Source organism: Streptomyces sp. C10-9-1 (genome assembly GCF_024497955.1).
GTDB classification, from domain to species: Bacteria; Actinomycetota; Actinomycetes; order Streptomycetales; family Streptomycetaceae; genus Streptomyces; species Streptomyces sanyensis.
On the sequence record NZ_JANHKP010000009.1, the window covers coordinates 162,186 to 180,280 of the forward strand.

The following is an 18,095-nucleotide window of genomic DNA, read 5'->3' on the forward strand; positions in this document are numbered from 1 at the left end:
CACTTTCAGGGCGTCCGGGTGGGTGTCCCTGCCGGGAGGGTGAGCTCCCAGGTGTCGACCCCGTAGTGGAGGGCCATGCCGTGGGCCTCGTAGAGGGCGAGCGCGCGGGTCTCGTTCGAGGTGTCCACGCCCAGACCGACGAGGTCCCGGCCGCGGGCGGCGTAGACGCCGAAGGCGTGGCGCAGCAGATGGCCGCCGATCCCCCGGCCGCGCACCTCCTTGCGCACCCCGAGGTTGCGGATCCATCCCATGGCCTCGCGGTCGTCCCGGGTGAGCAGCACCGCCACGTCGCCCTCCGCCTCGGTCGAGGCGATCCAGACCAGCGACCAGTCCAGGCGCGCGCCGTCGATGTCGTCCAGCCAGGAGGTGTAGCCGCGCGGGTGGTGGCCGAAGTGCTCCGCGAAGGTCTCCTCGACCAGGGCGTGGGCCCGGCGGCGGTCCTCCTCGGCCCGGCAGTCCCGCAGGCTGAGTCCCGGCAGCGGGGCGGGGGCGGTGTCCGCCCGGGCCGACAGCGGCCGGGTCATCACCTGGTGGCGGCGCACGGTGTCCCAGCCCCGCTCCCTGAGCAGCCCGGTGTCGAGCGCCGGCTCGGCGTTGAGGTGGAGGTGGAGGACGGCCCGCCCGGCGCCGGCGGCCATGGCCGCCGCCCGCTCCTCGGCGAGACGCAGCAGCAGGGCGGTGACGTCCCCGCGGCCCGGCAGGGCGTACAGGTCGACGCCGATGTCCCCCTCGTCCGAGTCGCTCCAGACGACGGCGTAGCCGACCGGGTCGCCGGGGCCGTCGGTGACGAGCCAGGTGTCGCGGTCGAGATCGGTGTCGGGGTGGCGCAGATCGGCCTCGACCGTGTGCCGGTCGGTCTCGGGGCGGCCGATCTCGACGAGGTCGACGGCGTTCATCAGGGCGCAGACGGCGGGTGCGTCGGCCAGCGACACGGGGCGCACGGAAAGGGGCATGCGGTCACTCTCCGGGCCGCCCGGGCGCGGCCGCAAACGCTTTTCCCGCCGGCCGGCACCCGCCCCGGACGCGACGGTGCCCGCCCCGCCGGAGGGCGGGACGGGCACCGGTTGCGCGAGGGGTCAGTGGACGTGGACGACGTCCTTCTCCTCGGCGAAGTGGCACGCCGACTCGTGCGCGGCCGGGGTGTCCTTGCCCACGAACGGGGCCGGGACCGCCAGCAGCGGCACCTCGATGGAGCACTTCTCCTCGGCCTTCCAGCACCGGGTGCGGAAGCGGCAGCCCGACGGGGGGTTGGCCGGCGAGGGCACGTCACCGGTGAGGATGATCCGCTCACGGCCCTCGCGGGCGGCCGGGTCCGGCACCGGAACCGCGGAGAGCAGCGCCTGGGTGTACGGGTGGGTCGGGTGGTCGTAGATCTGCACGTCGGTGCCGATCTCGGCCATCTTGCCAAGGTACATCACGCCGACCCGGTCGGAGATGTGGCGGACGATCGACAGGTCGTGCGCGATGAAGATGTAGGAGAGGTTGAACTCGTCCTGGAGCTTCTCCATCAGGTTGATGACCTGCGCCTGCACCGAGACGTCCAGCGCGGAGACCGGCTCGTCGCAGATGATGATCTCCGGGTTGAGCGCGAGGCCGCGGGCGATGCCGATGCGCTGGCGCTGGCCGCCGGAGAACTGGTGCGGGTAGCGGTGGATGTACTCGGGGTTGAGCCCGACGACGTCCAGCAGCTCCTGCACCTTCTTGCGGCGGTCACCCTTCGGGGCCACCTCGGGGTGGATCTCGAAGGGCTCCCCGATGATGTCGCCGACCGTCATCCGCGGGTCGAGCGAGGTGTAGGGGTCCTGGAACACCATCTGGATGTTGCGGCGGACGGCCTTGAGCGCCTTGCCGGACAGCTTGGTGATGTCCTGGCCCTTGTAGAACACCTCGCCGGAGGTGGCCGTCTCCAGCATCATCAGCAGCTTGGCCACGGTGGACTTGCCGCAGCCCGACTCGCCGACGATCCCCAGGGTCTCGCCCTGGTAGAGGTCGAAGGAGATGCCGTCCACGGCCTTGACCGCGCCGATCTGCTTCTTGAACAGGATGCCCTGGGTCAGCGGGAAGTGCTTGACCAGGTTGCGCACCTGCAGGATCGGCTCACCCCGCCCGACGGGCGCGTCGAGCGCGGCGGAGGGGGTCGGGTCCACGGCCTCGCCGTCCTTCGTGAGCTCAGCCATGGATCGTCTCCTTCCAGAAGTGGCACGCGCTTCCGCGGCCGGGCAGCTCCCCGCCGTCCTGCTCGGTCACCGGGTGCAGGACCGGGACGTCGGTGCGGCAGACGTCCTGCGCCTTGGGGCAGCGCGGGTTGAAGGCGCAGCCCGAGGGGATCTTGAGCAGGTTGGGCGGCAGGCCCTTGATCGCGTACAGCTCCTGGCCCTTCTGGTCCAGGCGCGGGATGGAGTCCAGAAGACCCCGGGTGTACGGGTGGGCCGGGCGCTGGTAGAGCTCGTGCACGGGGGCCGTCTCCACGATCCGGCCCGCGTACATCACGGCGATCTTGTCCGCGACGTCGGCCACCACGCCGAGGTCGTGGGTGATCAGGATCAGGCCCATGTTGTACTCGCGCTGGAGCTCCGCGAGCAGGTCCATGACCTGGGCCTGCACGGTGACGTCGAGCGCCGTGGTGGGCTCGTCGGCGATGATCAGGTCCGGCTCCAGGGCCAGCGCCATGGCGATCATGATGCGCTGGCGCATACCGCCGGAGAACTGGTGGGGGTAGTCGTTGACCCGCGCCGCGGCGGCGGGGATCTTCACCCGGTCCATCAGTTCGATGGCCTTGACCTTGGCCTCCTTCTTGGAGAGGCCCTGGTGCACCCGGAACATCTCGCCGAGCTGGTAGCCGACGGTGAGGACCGGGTTCAGCGAGGAGAGCGCGTCCTGGAAGATCATGGCGATCTTCGAGCCGCGGATCTTGCGGCGCTCCTCGGGCGACATGGTGAGCAGGTCGCGGCCGCGGAAGAGCACCTCGCCCTTGGGGATGCGCCCGGGGGGCATGTCGAGGATGCCCATGATGGCCTGCGCGGTCACGGACTTGCCGGAGCCCGACTCGCCGAGGACCGCGAGGGTCTCGCCGGCCGAGACCGTGTAGTTGACGCCGTTCACGGCCTGCGCGACACCCTCGCGGGTGTGGAACTCCACGTGCAGGTCGCGCACTTCGAGGAGCGGGCCCTCGTGGTCCCCGGCGCCGCGGGGGGCCGGGACGTCCGCCGTCTTGTCGATGATGGTCACGTACGCCTCCCTCAGCGCAGCTTGGGGTCGAGGGCGTCGCGCACCGCGTCGCCGAGCATGATGAACGCCAGAACCGTGACGCTCACGAAGCCGGCGGGGAACAGGAGCGGGTGCAGGGCCTCACGGATCCGGCCGAGCGACTGGTTGATCATCACGCCCCAGGAGATGGTGGGCTCCTGGATGCCGACACCGAGGAAGCTCAGCGTCGCCTCGACGGAGATGATCACACCGAGCGAGATCGTGGCGAGCACGATCAGCGGGGTCAGGGCGTTGGGCAGCACATGGCGGAACATCAGGCGGCCGGTGGACGCGCCCAGCGAGCGGGCCGCGGTCACGTAGTCGGCCTGCTTGGTCTGGATGACGGTGGAGCGCATGATGCGCGCCATGCTCATCCAGCCGAGGACCGTCAGGGCCGTGAGCACGCCCCAGATGCCGCCGGTGCGGAAGCCGTCGTCGTCACGGAAGGTGTTGAGGATGACGATGGCGCCCACGAGGAACGGGATGCCCATCACGATGTCGATGCCGCGGGAGATCAGGGCGTCCACCCAGCGGCCGTAGAAGCCGGCGACCAGGCCGAGCAGGAGCGCGATCAGCGCGGAGCCCACGGTCGCGAGCACACCGACCGTGATGGAGGTGCGGGCGCCGTGGATGGTGCGGGCGTAGACGTCGCAGCCGCGGGCGTCGTAGCCGAACCAGGCGTCGGCGCTGGGCTTCTGCAGCGAGCGGGAGAGCTCGCACAGCTGCGGGTCGGCGCTGGCGAAGAACGTCGGGAAGGCCGCCATCAGCAGCAGGACGAAGATGATGCCCGACGCGATGAGGAAGAGCGGGCGGCGCACCAGGTCGCGGACCGCGTCCTGGAGGAGGCTGCGCGACTTCTCGGGCTTCTTCGAGAGCTGGGGCGCGGCGGGGGTCGCCGCGGCCGCCTCCGGGGTGACTGCGGTGTTGGTCACGTCAGGCATAGCGAATCCTCGGGTCGAGCACGGCGTAGAGGAGGTCCACGACGAGGGCCATCACCACGTAGACGAGCACCAGCAGGGTGACGAAGCCGACGAGCGCAGGTCCGTCCTCGATCTGGATCGCCTTGAAGAGGTTGTATCCGACACCGGGGATGTTGAAGATCCGCTCGGTGACGATGGCCCCGCCCATCAGGGTGCCGAGGTCCGCGCCGAGGAAGGTGACCACCGGGATCAGGGAGTTCCGCAGGACGTGGACGCCCGTGATCCGGGTCGGCGAGAGCCCCTTGGCCTTGGCCGTGCGGACGTAGTCCATCCGCAGGTTCTCCGCCACCGAGGCGCGTGCCAGCCGCGCGATGTAGGCGAGGGAGACCGAACCGAGCACCAGACCGGGCAGCAGATAGCTCATGAAGCCCTCGTTGGTACCCGACACCGGGAAGATCCCGGCCTTGACGCCGAGGAAGATCTGGGCCGTCTGCCCCAGCACGAAGATCGGGACGGCGATCACCGTGAGGGTGGACAGCAGCACCAGGTTGTCCAGGAACTTGCCGCGTCTCATGCCCGCCAGCACGCCGGCCGCGACACCGACGACCATCTCGAAGACGAAGGCGATACCGGCGACCTTGAGGGTCTCCGGCCAGGCGTCGGCGATCATCTCGCTGATCGGGCGGGAACCGCTGAGGCTGGTTCCGAAGTCGCCCTGCAGGAGACCCGAGACGTAGTAGCCGTATCTCACCGGCAGCGGGTCGTCCAGGTGGTACTGCGCGGTCAGCGCAACTCTGATGCTCTCTGGTACCGGACGCTCTCCGTACAGGTTCTGTACGGGGTCACCACCCATTTCGGTGACGAGCGCGAAGACCAGGAATGTGGTCCCGATGATGACCGGGACCATCTGGAGCAGCCGTCTCAAGACGTAGCGGCCCATGGTTCCTCCTCGTGGGAACGACGAGGGGCGGCTCGTACCGCCACCCCTCGTCGTTCAGGCCCTGATGTACTGTGCGGCGCCCTCGGGCGCCGGGCCGTCAGGCCTTCTCGACCTTGGTGAGCTCGACCTGGTTGAACAGGTTCATCTCAACGTTCTTGACGTTGGTCGAGTGACCGAAGACGTTCTTGCCAAAGCGCAGCGGGATCACCGGCATGTCCTTGACGAGGATGTCCTCGGCGGCCTGCCACTTGGTGATGGCCTCGGCCTCGGTCTTCGCCTCGCGGCCCTCCTGGACCAGGCGGTCGAAGTCCTTGTTGCTGTAGCCGTAGTAGTTGGAGGAACCGTCCGTGGAGAACAGCGGGCCGAGGTAGTTCTCCATCGACGGGTAGTCCATGATCCAGCCGAGGCGGAACATGCCGGAGAACTTCTTCTCCTCGACCTGCTTCAGCAGCTCGGCGAACTTCGGCACGGCCTGGCCGACGCAGTCGATGCCGAGGTTCTTCTTCAGCTGGTCGCAGGTGGCGTTGATCCACTGCTCGTGACCACCGTCGGCGTTGTGGCCGATGTTGATCTTGTTGCCCTCGATGCCGCCGGCCTCGGCGAGCAGCTTCTTGGCCTCGGTCGGGTTGAACTTGCAGGCGTCGCCGCAGGCGCCCTCGCGGTAGCCGCCCACGACCGGGGAGACGAACGCGTCGGCGGAGGACTGCGAGTTCTGGAAGACGACCTTGATGATCTCGTCGCGGTCGATGGCCATGGAGATGGCCTTGCGGACGCGCGGGTCGGAGAACTTCTTGTCGTACGTCGGGAAGGCGACGAACTGGAAGGTGGACGCCTCGGAGGACTTGAAGCGGTCGCCCAGCTCGCTCGGGGCGGTGCCCATGACCTCGGTCGGGATCTGGTCCACGACGTCGAGGTTGTTGGCGAGCAGGTCGTTGTAGGCGGTGTTCTGGTCCTGGTAGATCCGGAACTCGACCGCGTCGACCTTCGGCTTCTCACCGAGCTTGTAGTCGGCGTACGCCTTGACCTTGACGGCCTTGTCGTGCTCCCACTTGCCGTCCATCTGGAACGGGCCCTGGCCGATCGGCGCCTCTTCGTACGCCTTGATGTCGGTCAGCGCCGACTGCGGCATCGGGTAGAAGACCGTGTAGCCGAGGACGGACTTGTAGCCGGCGAACGGGGCCTTGAGGGTGACCTCGATGGTCTTGTCGTCGACGGCCTTCAGGCCGGACAGCTCCTTGGCCGAGGGCTCGGGGGCCTTCTTCGGGCCCTCGTCGCCGTCCGGGTCGACGGGGTTCATCTCGTCGTAGCCCTGGATGGTGCCGAAGAAGTAGTTGCCGTCGGCGGCGTTGGGGCCGTACGCGCCCCAGTTCCAGGCGCCCACGTAGTCCTTGGCGGTGACGGGGGTGCCGTCGTGCCAGGTGGCGTCCTTGAGCTTGATCGTCCAGACCTTGTTGTCCGTGCTCTCGATGGACTCCGCGGCGGCCAGGACGGGCTGGTTCTGGGCGTCGAACTCGACGAGCGGCGTGAACAGGCCCGACAGGACCTGGGAGCCACCGGACTCCGTGGCCGCCTGCGGGACGAGGCGCTTGGGCTCGGCGATGTTCATGCTGAACGCGCCGCCGGAGCCCCCTTCGCCCCCGCTCTTGCCCTCGTCACTTCCGCTGCCACAGGCAGTTGCGGCCAGGGCGACGACTATCGCACCCGCGACCCACTTGGCGCTCTTGGCACCGCGCATGGGTTCCTCCTCATGAGTCCACTTGTCGCTACATGAGGGCCACTGACGTGGGTGGCGCCGACACCCCTGACGACGCCGTGTCAATGACCCGAGTGTGCTCGTGAGTCGGCGCTCCCCACAGCGCATGACCCATTGACCCGAGCTCAATGGAGCCAACTATTAAGTACGTCCGGGCCGTAAACCACACTTAAAGGGTCTCGTTTTGACAACATCACCCGGGGCCGTCGAATCGAAATCCGGACAAAGCGAGCACAGACAGACACCCGCGAAACGGACCGTTAACACGTGTTCCGGAGAGCGACGGCCGATATGCGGACACCCGGCACGGTAAACCGACTTGACGCACGCCACGGCCCCCCGCGGTGGGCGCGGGGGGCCGTGGTGGAGCTATGCGCTTTTTGCCCGAATTGCCTGAATGGATGTCAGGCCCCCGGCCCGGGCCCGCCGTCGGCGGCCGGGGCGCCGTGCCCGCTCAGCCGTGCTTGGCGCGCGAGGCGGTGCGGGCGCGCTCGCGCTGGTCCAGGACGACCTTGCGGATGCGCACGGCCTCCGGGGTCACCTCGACGCACTCGTCGTCGCGGCAGAACTCCAGGGACTGCTCCAGCGAGAGCTTCCGCGGCGGCACGATGGACTCCGCGACGTCGGCCGTGGAGGAGCGCATGTTGGTGAGCTTCTTCTCCTTGGTGATGTTCACGTCCATGTCGTCCGAGCGGGAGTTCTCGCCGACGATCATGCCCTCGTAGACCTCGGTGCCCGGCTCCACGAAGAGCACACCGCGCTCCTGGAGGTTGGTCATGGCGAAGCCGGTCACGGCGCCGGAGCGGTCGGCGACCAGGGAGCCGTTGTTGCGGGTCGTCAGGGTGCCGAACCACGGCTCGTGGCCCTCGTGGATCGAGTGGGCGATCCCGGTGCCGCGGGTGTTGGTCAGGAACTCCGTGCGGAAGCCGATCAGGCCGCGGGAGGGGACCACGAACTCCATGCGCACCCAGCCGGAGCCGTGGTTCGACATGTTGTCCATGCGGCCCTTGCGGACGCCCATGAGCTGGGTGACGGCGCCCATGTGCTCCTCGGGGACGTCGATCGTCATCCGCTCGACCGGCTCGTGGACCTTGCCGTCGACCTCCTTGGTGACGACCTGGGGCTTGCCGATGGTGAGCTCGAAGCCCTCACGGCGCATCTGCTCGACCAGGATGGCCAGCGCCAGCTCGCCGCGGCCCTGCACCTCCCAGGCGTCGGGGCGCTCGGTGTCCAGCACGCGGAGCGAGACGTTGCCGATGAGCTCGCGGTCGAGGCGGTCCTTGACCTGACGGGCGGTCACCTTGCGGTCCTTCACGGCCGCCTTGGCGTCCGCGCCCTTGCCCGTGCCGCCGCGGCCGACGAGCGGCGAGGTGTTGGTGCCGATCACCATGGAGATGGCGGGCTCGTCGACGGTGATCAGCGGCAGCGCCACCGGGTTCTCCGGGTCGGCCAGGGTCTCGCCGATCATGATGTCGGGGATGCCCGCGACGGCGCAGATGTCGCCCGGGCCGGCCACCTCGGCGGGCTTGCGGGTGAGTGCCTCGGTCATCATCAGCTCGCTGATGCGGACGTTGGAGATGCTGCCGTCGCGCTTGATCCAGGCGACGGTCTGCCCCTTGCGCAGCTCGCCCTGCTCGACGCGCAGCAGCGCGATGCGGCCGAGGAAGTTGTCGGCGTCGAGGTTGGTGACGTGCGCCTGGAGCGGGGCCTCCTCCTCGTACACCGGGGCCGGGACGTGCTCCAGGATCGTGGAGAAGAAGGGCTCCAGGTTGGTGGAGTCCGCCGGGACCGTGCCGTCCTCGGGCTTGGTCAGCGAGGCGACGCCGTCGCGGCCGCAGGCGTAGACGATCGGGAACTCGATCTGGTCCTCGTCCGCGTCCAGGTCGAGGAAGAGGTCGTAGGTCTCGTTGACGACCTCGTCGATGCGGGAGTCCGGGCGGTCGGTCTTGTTGATGCAGAGGATGACCGGCATCCGGGCCTGGAGCGCCTTGCGGAGCACGAAGCGGGTCTGCGGCAGCGGGCCCTCGGAGGCGTCCACCAGCAGCACCACGGCGTCCACCATCGACAGGCCGCGCTCGACCTCGCCGCCGAAGTCGGCGTGGCCGGGGGTGTCGATGATGTTGATCGTGATGGGCGCCCCGCCGTCCTTGGGGTGGTACTTCACCGCCGTGTTCTTGGCGAGGATCGTGATGCCCTTCTCACGCTCCAGGTCGTTCGAGTCCATGACCCGGTCGTCGACGGTGTCGAGCTGGTGTGCGGCGAAGGCACCGGCCTGCTTGAGCATGGCGTCGACGATGGTCGTCTTGCCGTGGTCGACGTGGGCGACGATGGCGACGTTGCGGATGTCGTGGCGCGTGGGCATGGGTGGCTTGCGCTTCTCTCGGGTCGGGGATTCGGCGTGAAGTTCCTCGTACGCCCGCCGGGCGGACGCGCCACGGCTGCCTCCCATGGTACGGGGCCGCCGCGCAAGGGGCTTCCCCGGCGGGAGGGGACGGGGGGAAGAGACGAGGATCACGCCGCGGGCGCGGGGTGCCACGGCCCCGGGAGCCCGGGTCGGGGGGCCGGAGACGACCCTGCCCGCCGGGGGGACCGGCGGGCAAGGGAGTTGAGCTGTTCCAGAGCTTGCGAGGGCCGCGTCACGAAGGGGTCACCCGTTCGAAGCCGCCCCCGGCGGTCATCCGGCGGCGGTCTCCCGCCCGGTCGCGTCCTCCGCCCCGCCCGCACCGTCGGGCGCCGCGTCCTTGCGGTAGCCGATGTCCTGGTAGCGGGGCGTCTCGAAGCCGAAGGCGCCGATGTTGGCCAGGGAGGACTTCACGGCGACCAGGTCGGGGCGCTGGTAGAGCGGGACCGAGCCGGCCGCGGCCCAGATCCGGGCGTCCGCGCGCCGGATCAGGTCGCGGGCCTCGTCCTCGTCCAGCTCCGCCGCCGCCTGGTCGAACAGCTGGTCGATGTAGTCGGTGCCCACGCGGGTGTAGTTCTGCTCCACCAGCAGCGAGCCGTCCGAGGCGGGCCGGGGCTTGGCGTGGATGGGCCGCGCGTCCGTGGCCGGGTAGGCGCTGGCGGGCCAGGAGTACAGGGCCAGGTCGTAGTCGCCGGAGGCGATGTGGTCCGTGAAGTAGCCCTCGTCGGCGACCTTGGTGATCTCGGTGCGGATGCCGATGCGCTCCAGCATCGCGGAGATCTTGCCGCCCACCGAGCGCAGCGCCTCCGAGCCCGGGCCCGAGGGGAGCACGAAGCGCAGGGTCAGCGGCTTGCCGTCCTTGCCGACGGCGCCGCCCGCCGCGGCCGGGGAGGGCGCGGCGGTGCCGCGGGGGGCGTAGGCCCCGGACACGCCCTCCCCCGAGCCCTTGGCCTCGCTCGTGCCCGCGGCGTCCGGCTCGGCGGCGACCGCCCGGGCCTGCTCCCGGATGGCGAGGCTCTGCAGGAGCGCCGCGGGGGCGGGGGCGAGGACGCGGGTGTCGGCCCGGCCGGCCTCCCGCGCGCGGGTGCCGGCGGCGGGCTTGTCGTCGTCGCCGACGATGTACAGGCCCTCGTCGGAGGCGGCGGGGTCGGCGGAGGCGTCCCGGCCGCCGGGCTTGTCGGACTGCCCGGCCCCGGCCCCCTGCCCGTCCGCCTTCTCCTGCTCCGCGCCCGCGGCCTGCTCCTCCTGCTTCCGGGGGACCGCGCCGCCGGGCGTCCAGCCGGCGTCGGCGAGGAGCGCCTGGGCCTGCTCGGTGTCCGGGCCGCCGAGCACACCGCTGGAGTCCTTGTAGGCGGGCTGGCCCGCGAGGGCCACATGGCTGCCCGGCGGGTCGGCGGGCAGGCCGAGCGGGGCGAGGACGGCCTCCGCCAGCTCCTTGCGGTCGATCGCCCGGGCCACGGCCTGGCGCACCCGGCGGTCGGCCAGCGGACCGGACTCGCCGTTCATCGCGAGCTGGGTGTAGGCGGGCTCCAGCGACTTGCGGACCCGGAAGCCCTTGAGGGCCGACTGCTCCTTCGCGTAGGCGGCCCGGGCCGCCGCCGTCCGCTCCCGGGTGGCGCGGGCCGCCTCGGCCGCGCTCGCGTCGGAGCCGTTGGCGCGGGCCCACGAGCCCAGTGCCGCGGAGGGGGCGAGGTCCGCACCGGGGCCGTGGGCGAGCGGGCGCCCGCCGCGGCCGGCGTCCTTGGCCGCATAGGCGATGCGGTCCGCCGCGGAGCGGTCGATCTCCGCCACGTCCAGCTCGCCCGCGGCCAGCGCGGCGACCCGCTCGGCCCGGGGCACCGCGGTCAGCACCAGGGATTCCAGCTTGGCCCGCTCGCCCCACCAGCGGGGGTTGCGGACCAGGGTGGTGGTCTCGGCCTTGCGGTCGATCCTGCCGATCCTGAACGGCCCCGCGGTCGCGGCGAGCCGGGTGCGGGCGGCGTCGTTGAAGGCGGCCGGGGTGGCGGTGACGTCCTTGGGGTACAGCGGGGTGAACAGCGCCTTCCAGTCCGCGTAGGGCTTGGCGAAGGTGACCTTGACCTCCAGGTCGCTGTCGCCGCGCTCGATCCGCTCGATCCGCTCGTACCCGGCGTTGCGCGCCGTCCAGTAGGCGGACTCCTTGCCGCTCAGCGCCCGCCACTGGGCGAGGAAGTCGGGTGCGCCGATCTCCCGGCCGTCGCTCCAGACCGCCTGCTGGTTGAGCTTGTAGAGCACGACCTGCTGCGGCTCGCGCTCGACGACCTCCGCGGACTCCAGGAAGTCCGGGTTGCGCACGGGGCGCCCGCGCTCGTCCATGGTGAACAGCGCGGGGAGGACGGCGGAGGCGATCCGGCCGGTGGTGGCGTCCGCGTCGGCCTGGAAGGCGTTCAGGGTCACGGGGACGGAGTCCACCGCCCAGCGCACGGTCCCGCCGTCGGCGAGGCTGCCGCGCCCGGCCGCCGCGATGTCCCGGGCGGGTGGCCTGGCCGAGGCCCCGTCGTCCCCCGCGGTGCACGCCGACAGGGTGGGCAGTGCGAGAACGCCGCCGGTGAGCAGGGCGACGGAGCGAAGCCTTCGGGAGCACGTCCGCCCTCGGGGGACCTCGACCTGGGACATGGCTTGCACCTCTTGGTCCTGTTGTGTCGATTCTGGAGATGATCACACCGATTCCTCCACTGAAGTGGACGGCCCCCGAGGGCCGCGGCAGACACGGCGGTCCGCGGCGGTGAACTCACCCGCGCGGACCAAGACCGCCCGCGGGCGCCCTCACCCGGACGGGCGCGGCGCGGCGGCGGGCGCTCCCGGGCCGCGGCGGGAGGCGGGGCGGGGGCGGCGTCCGGTCGCGGGGGCCCCGGCCGCGACCTAACCTCCGGAATGTGACGCGTACCGCCGCGAAGGCCCTGCTCCCGGCGCTGGCCGCGGTGTGGTGGCTGACCGGTCCCGCCCTCGCCCACCCCCCGGACGGCGCGGCCGGCGCGCGCCCCGGGCCGGACCGGGTCAGCGGCCGGCCGGCCGAGGCCCCCCGCCCCGGTGCGCCGCCGGACGCCCGCGCCCTCGCCCAGGGCGCCGGGTCCGGGGCGGGCGACCTGGTGCTCCCCATCGCCGCGGTCGGCGGCGCGGGCGCGCTCGCGGCCTACGCCTACGCCCGGCGCCGCCGCCGCACCGCCACCCGCACCACGCCCCACGGCGGGCACGGGGGCCTCGACGGCCCCCGCCCGCTGCCCGAACTCGACGCCCGGGCCCGCCGCGCCCTCGTCGGGACCGAGAACGCCCTGCTCACCAGCGAGGAGGAACTGGACGCGGCCGCGGAGCGGTGCGGCGAGGAGGCCGTCCGGCCCTTCCGCGAGGCCGCCGCCCGCGCCCGGGAGGAGCTGACGGCCGCGTTCCGGCTGCGCCAGCAGCTCGACGACGCCTACCCGGACGGGGAGTCCGCCCGGCGGCGGATGCTCGACGAGATCGTGGCCCGGTGCACCGGGGCGGTCCGGAGGCTGGACGCCGAGGCGGAGGACTTCCGGCGGCTGCGGGACCCGCGGCGGAACGCGCTGCGGGACCTGGCCGCGGTGCAGCGGCTCCACGACGAGGCCGACGGGCGGATGATGCACGCCGAGGCCGCCCTGCGCGTGATGCGGGAGCGGTACGCCTCCGCCGCCTCGGCCCCGGTCGCCGGGGTCGTGGCGACCGCGCGGGAGCGGCTGGCGTTCGCGGCCGGCGCCCTGGCGGAGGCCCACCGGGCCGCCGGGGGCCGGGACACCGCGGGGGCGGCGGACCGGGTGCGGGCGGCCGAGGCCGCGGTGTCCCAGGCGGGACGCCTGGTGGAGGCCGTCGACCGGCGGGCCCGGGAACTCGCCGAGGCCGCCGGGAGGCTGCCGGAGGCCCTGGCCGACACCGAGGCGGACCTCGCGGCGGCGCACGCCCTGCTCGACGCCCTCGGCCCCGGCGCGGTGGCCTCCGGCCCGCTGCGGGCCAGGGAGGCCGTCGCCGTGACCGTGGCCGCCGAGGTGCGGCGGGAGCGGGACGCGGGGCCGTTCGACCCGCTTGAGGCGCTCCGCAGGGTCGAGGAGGCGGACGGCGCGCTGGACCGGGAGCTGGCCGAGGCCCCGGGCCCGGACCGGGGCACCCTGCGCGCCCGGGCCCTTCTGGAGCGTGCGCTGCTGGGCGCGCGGGCGGCGGTGCACGCGGCCGACGACTCCATCGCGGTGCACCGGGGCGCGGTGGGCGGCGAGGCCCGGACCCGGGCGGCGGAGGCGCGCCGCCGCCTGGGGCGGGCCGAGGGGCTGTCGGGGCGGCCGGAGGGCGCGAAGGGCGCCGGGACGGGCGGGGCCGGAGTGCCCGGCGGTCCCGGGGGCCCGGGGGGCGATCCCCGCTCGGCGCTGGTCGAGGCGCAGCGGGCCGACGCCCTCGCCCGGGAGGCGCTGACGCTCGCCGAGAACGACGTACGGGCCTGGCACGCACGCGCCGCCGGAGGCGGCGAGGCGCAGGCGCGGCCGGCGGGAGCGGGCGGCGCGGTACTGGGCGGGATCGTCCTCCTCGGGGAGGCCGGCGCCGGCGGCCCGCCGCCCGAGGCCACCGGGGTGCTCGGGGGCGGGCAGCCCGCGCGGTTCGGTGGCGGCGCCGCCCGCGGGCGGCGCGAGGGGGAGGGCGGGGACGGCGACGGGTCCTGAAGCGGCACGGCCCGATCGCGGCGGCCCTTCAGAACATGCTGAGCAGCTGCTCCACGGTCGGTTCCGCCGAGCCCGCCTCGTCCGGCAGCCCGAGTTCGAACCAGACCGTCTTGCCGCGCGGGGTGCGCCGTGAGCCCCAGCCGGCGCTCAGCAGCCCGACGAGCTGGAGCCCGCGCCCGCCCTCGTCGGTGTCGCGGGCGCGGCGGCGGCGTGGCTGCACCAGGCCCGCGTCCCAGACCTCGCACACCAGGGTGCGGTCCCGCAGGAGCCGGAGCCGGATCTCCCCCTCGCCGTAGCGCAGCGCGTTGGTGACCAGTTCGCTGACGAGCAGTTCGACGGTGTCGACCAGCGCCTCCAGGCCCCAGGAGTCGAGCTGCGCGCGGGCCAGCTCGCGGGCGCGGCCGACCGAGCGCGGCTCGCGGGGCAGCCGCCAGTCGCCCACCGCGTCGGCGGGCAGACCCTGGATACGGGCCATCAGCAGGGCGATGTCGTCCTCGCCGTGGCGGGTGTCCAGGGTCGTCAGCACATGGTCGCAGACGTCCTCCAGGGCGCGGCCCGGATCGCCCAGGGCCGCGCGGAAGGCGTGGAGCCCCTCGTCGAGCGGGTGGTCGCGGGACTCCACCAGGCCGTCGGTGTACAGCGCCAGCAGCGCGCCCTCGGGCAGCTCGACCTCGACCTCCTCGAAGGGCTCGCCTCCCACCCCGAGGGGCATCCCGGGCGGCACGTCGAGCAGGAGTGCCTCCTCCCCGGGCTCGACCAGGACGGGCGGCAGATGGCCGGCGTTGGCGAAGGTGCAGCGCCGGGTGACCGGGTCGTACACCGCGTACACGCAGGTGGCCAGGTAGACCTCGGCCAGGTCGGCCGGCTGCTCCGGCGCGTCCGGGCCCGCCGCGCCGGAGCGGCGGACCTGCGCACGGGTGCCGGGCCCGCCCAGACCGCGGGCGATCTCGTCGAGCGCGGAGAGCACCTCCGCGGGTTCCAGGTCGAGCAGGGCCAGGGTGCGCACCGCCGTGCGCAGCTCGCCCATGGCCACGGCGGCGCGCAAGCCCCTGCCCATGACGTCGCCGACGACGAGCGCGGTGCGGTGGCCGGGCAGCTCGATCACGTCGAACCAGTCGCCTCCGACCTCGGTGGCGGTGGTGCCCGGCAGATAACGGCAGGCGATGTCCAGCCCGGCGGCCTCGGGGTCGCCGGGGGGCAGCAGGCTGCGCTGGAGGATGAGCGCCCTCTCGTGCTCCCGCCGGTAGAGGCGGGCGTTGTCGATGCACACGGCAGCGCGGGCGGCGAGCTCGACGGCGAGCGCGCGGTCCCGCTCGCCGAAGGGTTCGCTGCCCTTGGCCCGGGCGAACTGGACCAGCCCGACGACCGTGTCGTGGGCCACCATCGGCACGGCCAGCGCGGACTGCACCAGGCCGCCCTCCCCCTCCGGCAGCGCCCGGACGGCGGCCGTGCGCAGCGCGGTGGCGCAGGCGGAGTTGAAGGGGTAGCGGTGGACCTCACCGAGCGCGACCGGGGGCGTCCCGCCGGAGGAGGCGGCCAGGGGCGCGTCGGAGACGGCGCTGGCGAAGGCGACCCGGCGCAGGTCGGCGCTGCCGCCGCCGTAGCTCTCGTGGACCGAGCCGAACTGGCCCGGCGGAGCCTCCTCGCCGGTGAGCAGGGCCTGGTAGAGGTCGACGGAGGCCAGGTCGCAGAAGCCGGGGACGGCGACGTCCAGCAGTTCGCGGGCGGTGGTCTCCAGGTCGAGCGAGTTGCCGATGCGGGCCCCGGCCTCGTTGAGCAGGGCGAGGTTGCGGCGGGCGCTGGCGGCCTCCCGGGCGGCGATCTGACGGTGCGTGACATCGGTGCCGACCCCGGCAACGCCGATCGGCCGTCCCGAACCCCCGTGCACGCGGTAGAGGTTGACCGACCAGTGCCGGCGCTCGCCCTCTCCGCCGGGCACGGTCCCGGAGACCTGGAGGTCGGTCACGGACTCGCCGGTCTCCAGGACGCGGCGCAGCGCCGCGTCCAGGTGCTCCGCCTCCGCGCGCGGCAGGTAGTCGTGCACGGTGCGGCCGCGGTGCTGCTCGGCCTCGCCGCCGAACACGGCGGCGAAGCGGCGGTTGGCCCGCTGCACGGTCAGGTCGGTGCCGAACAGCAGGAACCCGAAGGGCGATTGGCCGAAGATGGCCTGGGAGGAGGCGAGGTCGCTCTCGATGCGGCGCAGCGCCCGCACGTCGACGACGATGCACAGGGCCGCCTGCCGCCCGTCCCGCGCCTCACCGGGCATCACGTAGATCTCGGCGAGGCCGTGGGCCCGCGGGCGTCCGGGGGCGCGGAAGGGGACCAGCCCGGTCCACTCCTTGCCGTCCAGGATCTCCGCGACCTTGCGGTGGCCCCGGGGCCGGAGTTCGGCGGGGAGGAACGCCTCCACCGGGTCCTTGCCCCTGACCTGCTCGGCGGTCAGGCCGAAGAGGTCCGCGGCGCGCCTGCTCCACTGGTCGACCAGGCCGTCGGGGCCGATCGAGAAGGATGCGACCTTGATGTAGTCATAGATCGAGCCAGGCGGGCTGCTCTGCCACACGACACCGCTCGCCGTCCCAGGTATCTCGCTCACGCGACCGTCCCCTCCAGCTCACCGCACCGGACCGGCCATGACCGCAGTATTCAGCACTACGGCCCCGGTCGGCACGGCGTTCACGATCACAGAGAGGTCTCGTTCATTTCCGGCCGAGTTCCCCGTGATCGTCGTCCCTCCCCGACTCCTAACCCGTCAGAGCCAGCTCGAACCACACCGTCTTGCCCGTTCTCCCGCGCCGGATGCCCCAGCGGCGCGCGGAGCAGGCCACGAGCCGCAGCCCGCGGCCCCCTTCGTCCTCGGGGCGCGGGGCGCGCTCGGTGGGCGGGTCGGGCAGCGGGTCGGAGACTTCGACCAGCAGGGTGGGCGGGGTGCCGTCGGGCGCGGCGCGGCGCATCCTGACGCCGATGGGGCCGACGGTGTACCGCTGGGAGTTGGTGACCAGTTCGCTGACGAGGAGGACCGTCACCTCGCCGACGGCGGCGTCGACGCCCCACGCGCCCAGGGCGTCCCGTACGGCGTGGCGGGCGGCCCGCACCGCGTCGGGCCGCGCCGGGAAGCTCCACTCGACGCAGTGGTCCTCCGTGTCGATCACGCCGCTCACTTCCCCGGATACCGACGACCCGCACGCCCGTTTTCGGGCGTTTAAAGGCCCCATACCCCGTTTCGGGCATGAACTACCGTGACTCCCGGGGCGGAAGGGGCGCAGCCGAGGGGGACGTCCCGACGCCCCGGACGGGGCGGGAGCGCACCCGGGGACTACCCCCGGTCCGGGCGCCCTCCCGGGAGCAGCCTGAACGCCTCCGCCACCGCGGGCCGGTCCTGTTCGAGCCAGTCGACGGCGTTCGCCTCGTGCGGCGCGAGCCAGCGGAGTTCGTCGTGGTCCTGGAGGGGGGCGGGGCGGCCCCGGACCAGCAGGGCGGTCCACACCCGCAGGACGTAGCCGGGCTTCAGGGGCCACTCACCGGGGATCCGCTCCAGGGGGCGGACCTCCACCCCGAGCTCCTCCCGGAGCTCGCGCACCAGCGCCTCCTCGGGGACCTCCCCCGCCTCCACCTTGCCCCCGGGCAGCTCCCAGCGCCCGGCCAGCTCCGCGGGCGCGCTGCGCCGGGCCGCGAGCAGCCGGCCCTCCTCGTACACGGCACCGGCCACCACCACTCGATCAGTCACCCCGGGAGCGTAGCGGGCGGCCGCTGCCGCCCGGGCACGCCGGGAGGACCGGCGGACCGCACCGACGGGCCGTCAGGGCCGGGGCGCCTACTGGCCCACGGGCTCCACCCGGTAGAGCTGCTCGCGCCCCCGGGCGACGAGGGCGTCCGCGATGCGCTGGGCCTCGTCCCTGGTGGCGTAGCGGCCGACCCGGTAGCGGTTGCCGTTGTCGTCCTGCCGGATCACCTGCCAGGGGAGCGAGGCGGTGCCGTCCGTCATCGGGCTCCTCCCCCGGTCGAGCCGAGTGTCCGTAACCTTCGCCAGGAAACCGCAGTGCGCATATGCCTGAGCGTACGCCTGACCTTCACTGAGCGGATACGGGTTTTCACAAAGAGACAGCAACGAGGGGCGTATCCGGCCGGATACGCCCCCTTCACGCCCGAGAAGCACCCC

Annotated in this window: 13 protein-coding genes; 1 reads left to right on the forward strand and 12 read right to left on the reverse strand. The window is 72.8% G+C overall.

The window, feature by feature from the left end; genetic code table 11:
- Positions 1–5: 5 nt before the first annotated feature.
- From NPS70_RS14905 to NPS70_RS14940, 8 genes are all read right to left on the reverse strand, one after another.
- A complete protein-coding gene (locus tag NPS70_RS14905; protein WP_256524707.1) occupies positions 6–953 on the reverse strand; it encodes a GNAT family N-acetyltransferase in 948 nt (315 codons plus the stop codon).
- A 123-nt stretch (positions 954–1,076) separates the two neighbouring features.
- On the reverse strand, positions 1,077–2,177 hold the full coding sequence (locus tag NPS70_RS14910) for an ABC transporter ATP-binding protein (protein ID WP_256524708.1): 1,101 nt from the start codon (positions 2,175–2,177) through the stop codon (positions 1,077–1,079).
- Positions 2,170–3,228 (reverse strand): ABC transporter ATP-binding protein, encoded by a 1,059-nt coding sequence (locus NPS70_RS14915; protein WP_256524709.1) that lies wholly within the window; start codon positions 3,226–3,228, stop codon positions 2,170–2,172. The genes NPS70_RS14910 and NPS70_RS14915 overlap by 8 nt, the downstream gene beginning before the upstream one ends.
- An 11-nt stretch (positions 3,229–3,239) precedes the next feature.
- Positions 3,240–4,187 (reverse strand): ABC transporter permease, encoded by a 948-nt coding sequence (locus NPS70_RS14920; RefSeq protein ID WP_256524710.1) that lies wholly within the window; start codon positions 4,185–4,187, stop codon positions 3,240–3,242.
- On the reverse strand, positions 4,180–5,106 hold the full coding sequence (locus NPS70_RS14925) for an ABC transporter permease (RefSeq protein ID WP_256524711.1): 927 nt from the start codon (positions 5,104–5,106) through the stop codon (positions 4,180–4,182). Before NPS70_RS14925 ends, NPS70_RS14920 begins: the two co-directional genes overlap by 8 nt.
- Before the next feature lie 97 nt (positions 5,107–5,203).
- Positions 5,204–6,841 carry an ABC transporter substrate-binding protein gene (locus tag NPS70_RS14930; RefSeq protein WP_256524713.1) on the reverse strand — a complete coding sequence of 546 codons (1,638 nt, stop codon included), beginning with the start codon at positions 6,839–6,841 and terminating at the stop codon, positions 5,204–5,206.
- Between the two features lie 472 nt (positions 6,842–7,313).
- A complete protein-coding gene (typA, locus tag NPS70_RS14935; RefSeq protein ID WP_256524714.1) occupies positions 7,314–9,221 on the reverse strand; it encodes a translational GTPase TypA in 1,908 nt (635 codons plus the stop codon).
- Between the two features lie 312 nt (positions 9,222–9,533).
- Positions 9,534–11,894, reverse strand: a complete 2,361-nt coding sequence (locus NPS70_RS14940; protein ID WP_256524716.1) for an ABC transporter family substrate-binding protein — start codon at positions 11,892–11,894, stop codon at positions 9,534–9,536.
- Between the two features lie 260 nt (positions 11,895–12,154).
- Between NPS70_RS14940 and NPS70_RS28530 the strand changes: the two genes are divergently transcribed.
- Positions 12,155–13,939, forward strand: a complete 1,785-nt coding sequence (locus NPS70_RS28530) for a TPM domain-containing protein (protein WP_308315014.1) — start codon at positions 12,155–12,157, stop codon at positions 13,937–13,939.
- Positions 13,940–13,967: 28 nt separating this feature from the next.
- Here NPS70_RS28530 and NPS70_RS14950 read toward each other — a convergent pair whose 3' ends face one another.
- The 4 genes from NPS70_RS14950 to NPS70_RS14965 form a co-directional block, all read right to left on the reverse strand.
- Positions 13,968–16,532, reverse strand: coding sequence for a SpoIIE family protein phosphatase (locus NPS70_RS14950; protein ID WP_256524717.1), 2,565 nt, complete (start codon positions 16,530–16,532; stop codon positions 13,968–13,970).
- A gap of 148 nt (positions 16,533–16,680) precedes the next feature.
- Complete coding sequence (locus NPS70_RS14955) at positions 16,681–17,097, reverse strand: ATP-binding protein (protein WP_256524718.1); 417 nt, start codon at positions 17,095–17,097, stop codon at positions 16,681–16,683.
- Positions 17,098–17,252: 155 nt separating this feature from the next.
- A complete protein-coding gene (locus NPS70_RS14960) occupies positions 17,253–17,663 on the reverse strand; it encodes a (deoxy)nucleoside triphosphate pyrophosphohydrolase (RefSeq protein WP_256524719.1) in 411 nt (136 codons plus the stop codon).
- Positions 17,664–17,750: 87 nt separating this feature from the next.
- Positions 17,751–17,921 carry an SPOR domain-containing protein gene (locus NPS70_RS14965; RefSeq protein WP_256524720.1) on the reverse strand — a complete coding sequence of 57 codons (171 nt, stop codon included), beginning with the start codon at positions 17,919–17,921 and terminating at the stop codon, positions 17,751–17,753.
- Positions 17,922–18,095 lie beyond the last annotated feature (174 nt).

What these genes read in the sequence shown, in the direction of transcription:
- NPS70_RS14905 (WP_256524707.1), bottom strand. Translation starts at nt 953, where the DNA reads ATGCCCCTTTCCGTGCGCCCCGTGTCGCTGGCCGACGCACCCGCCGTC.
- NPS70_RS14910 (WP_256524708.1), bottom strand. Translation starts at nt 2,177, where the DNA reads ATGGCTGAGCTCACGAAGGACGGCGAGGCCGTGGACCCGACCCCCTCC.
- NPS70_RS14920 (WP_256524710.1), bottom strand. Translation starts at nt 4,187, where the DNA reads ATGCCTGACGTGACCAACACCGCAGTCACCCCGGAGGCGGCCGCGGCG.
- NPS70_RS14925 (WP_256524711.1), bottom strand. Translation starts at nt 5,106, where the DNA reads ATGGGCCGCTACGTCTTGAGACGGCTGCTCCAGATGGTCCCGGTCATC.
- NPS70_RS14930 (WP_256524713.1), bottom strand. Translation starts at nt 6,841, where the DNA reads ATGCGCGGTGCCAAGAGCGCCAAGTGGGTCGCGGGTGCGATAGTCGTC.
- typA (WP_256524714.1), bottom strand. Translation starts at nt 9,221, where the DNA reads ATGCCCACGCGCCACGACATCCGCAACGTCGCCATCGTCGCCCACGTC.
- NPS70_RS14940 (WP_256524716.1), bottom strand. Translation starts at nt 11,894, where the DNA reads ATGTCCCAGGTCGAGGTCCCCCGAGGGCGGACGTGCTCCCGAAGGCTT.
- NPS70_RS14965 (WP_256524720.1), bottom strand. Translation starts at nt 17,921, where the DNA reads ATGACGGACGGCACCGCCTCGCTCCCCTGGCAGGTGATCCGGCAGGAC.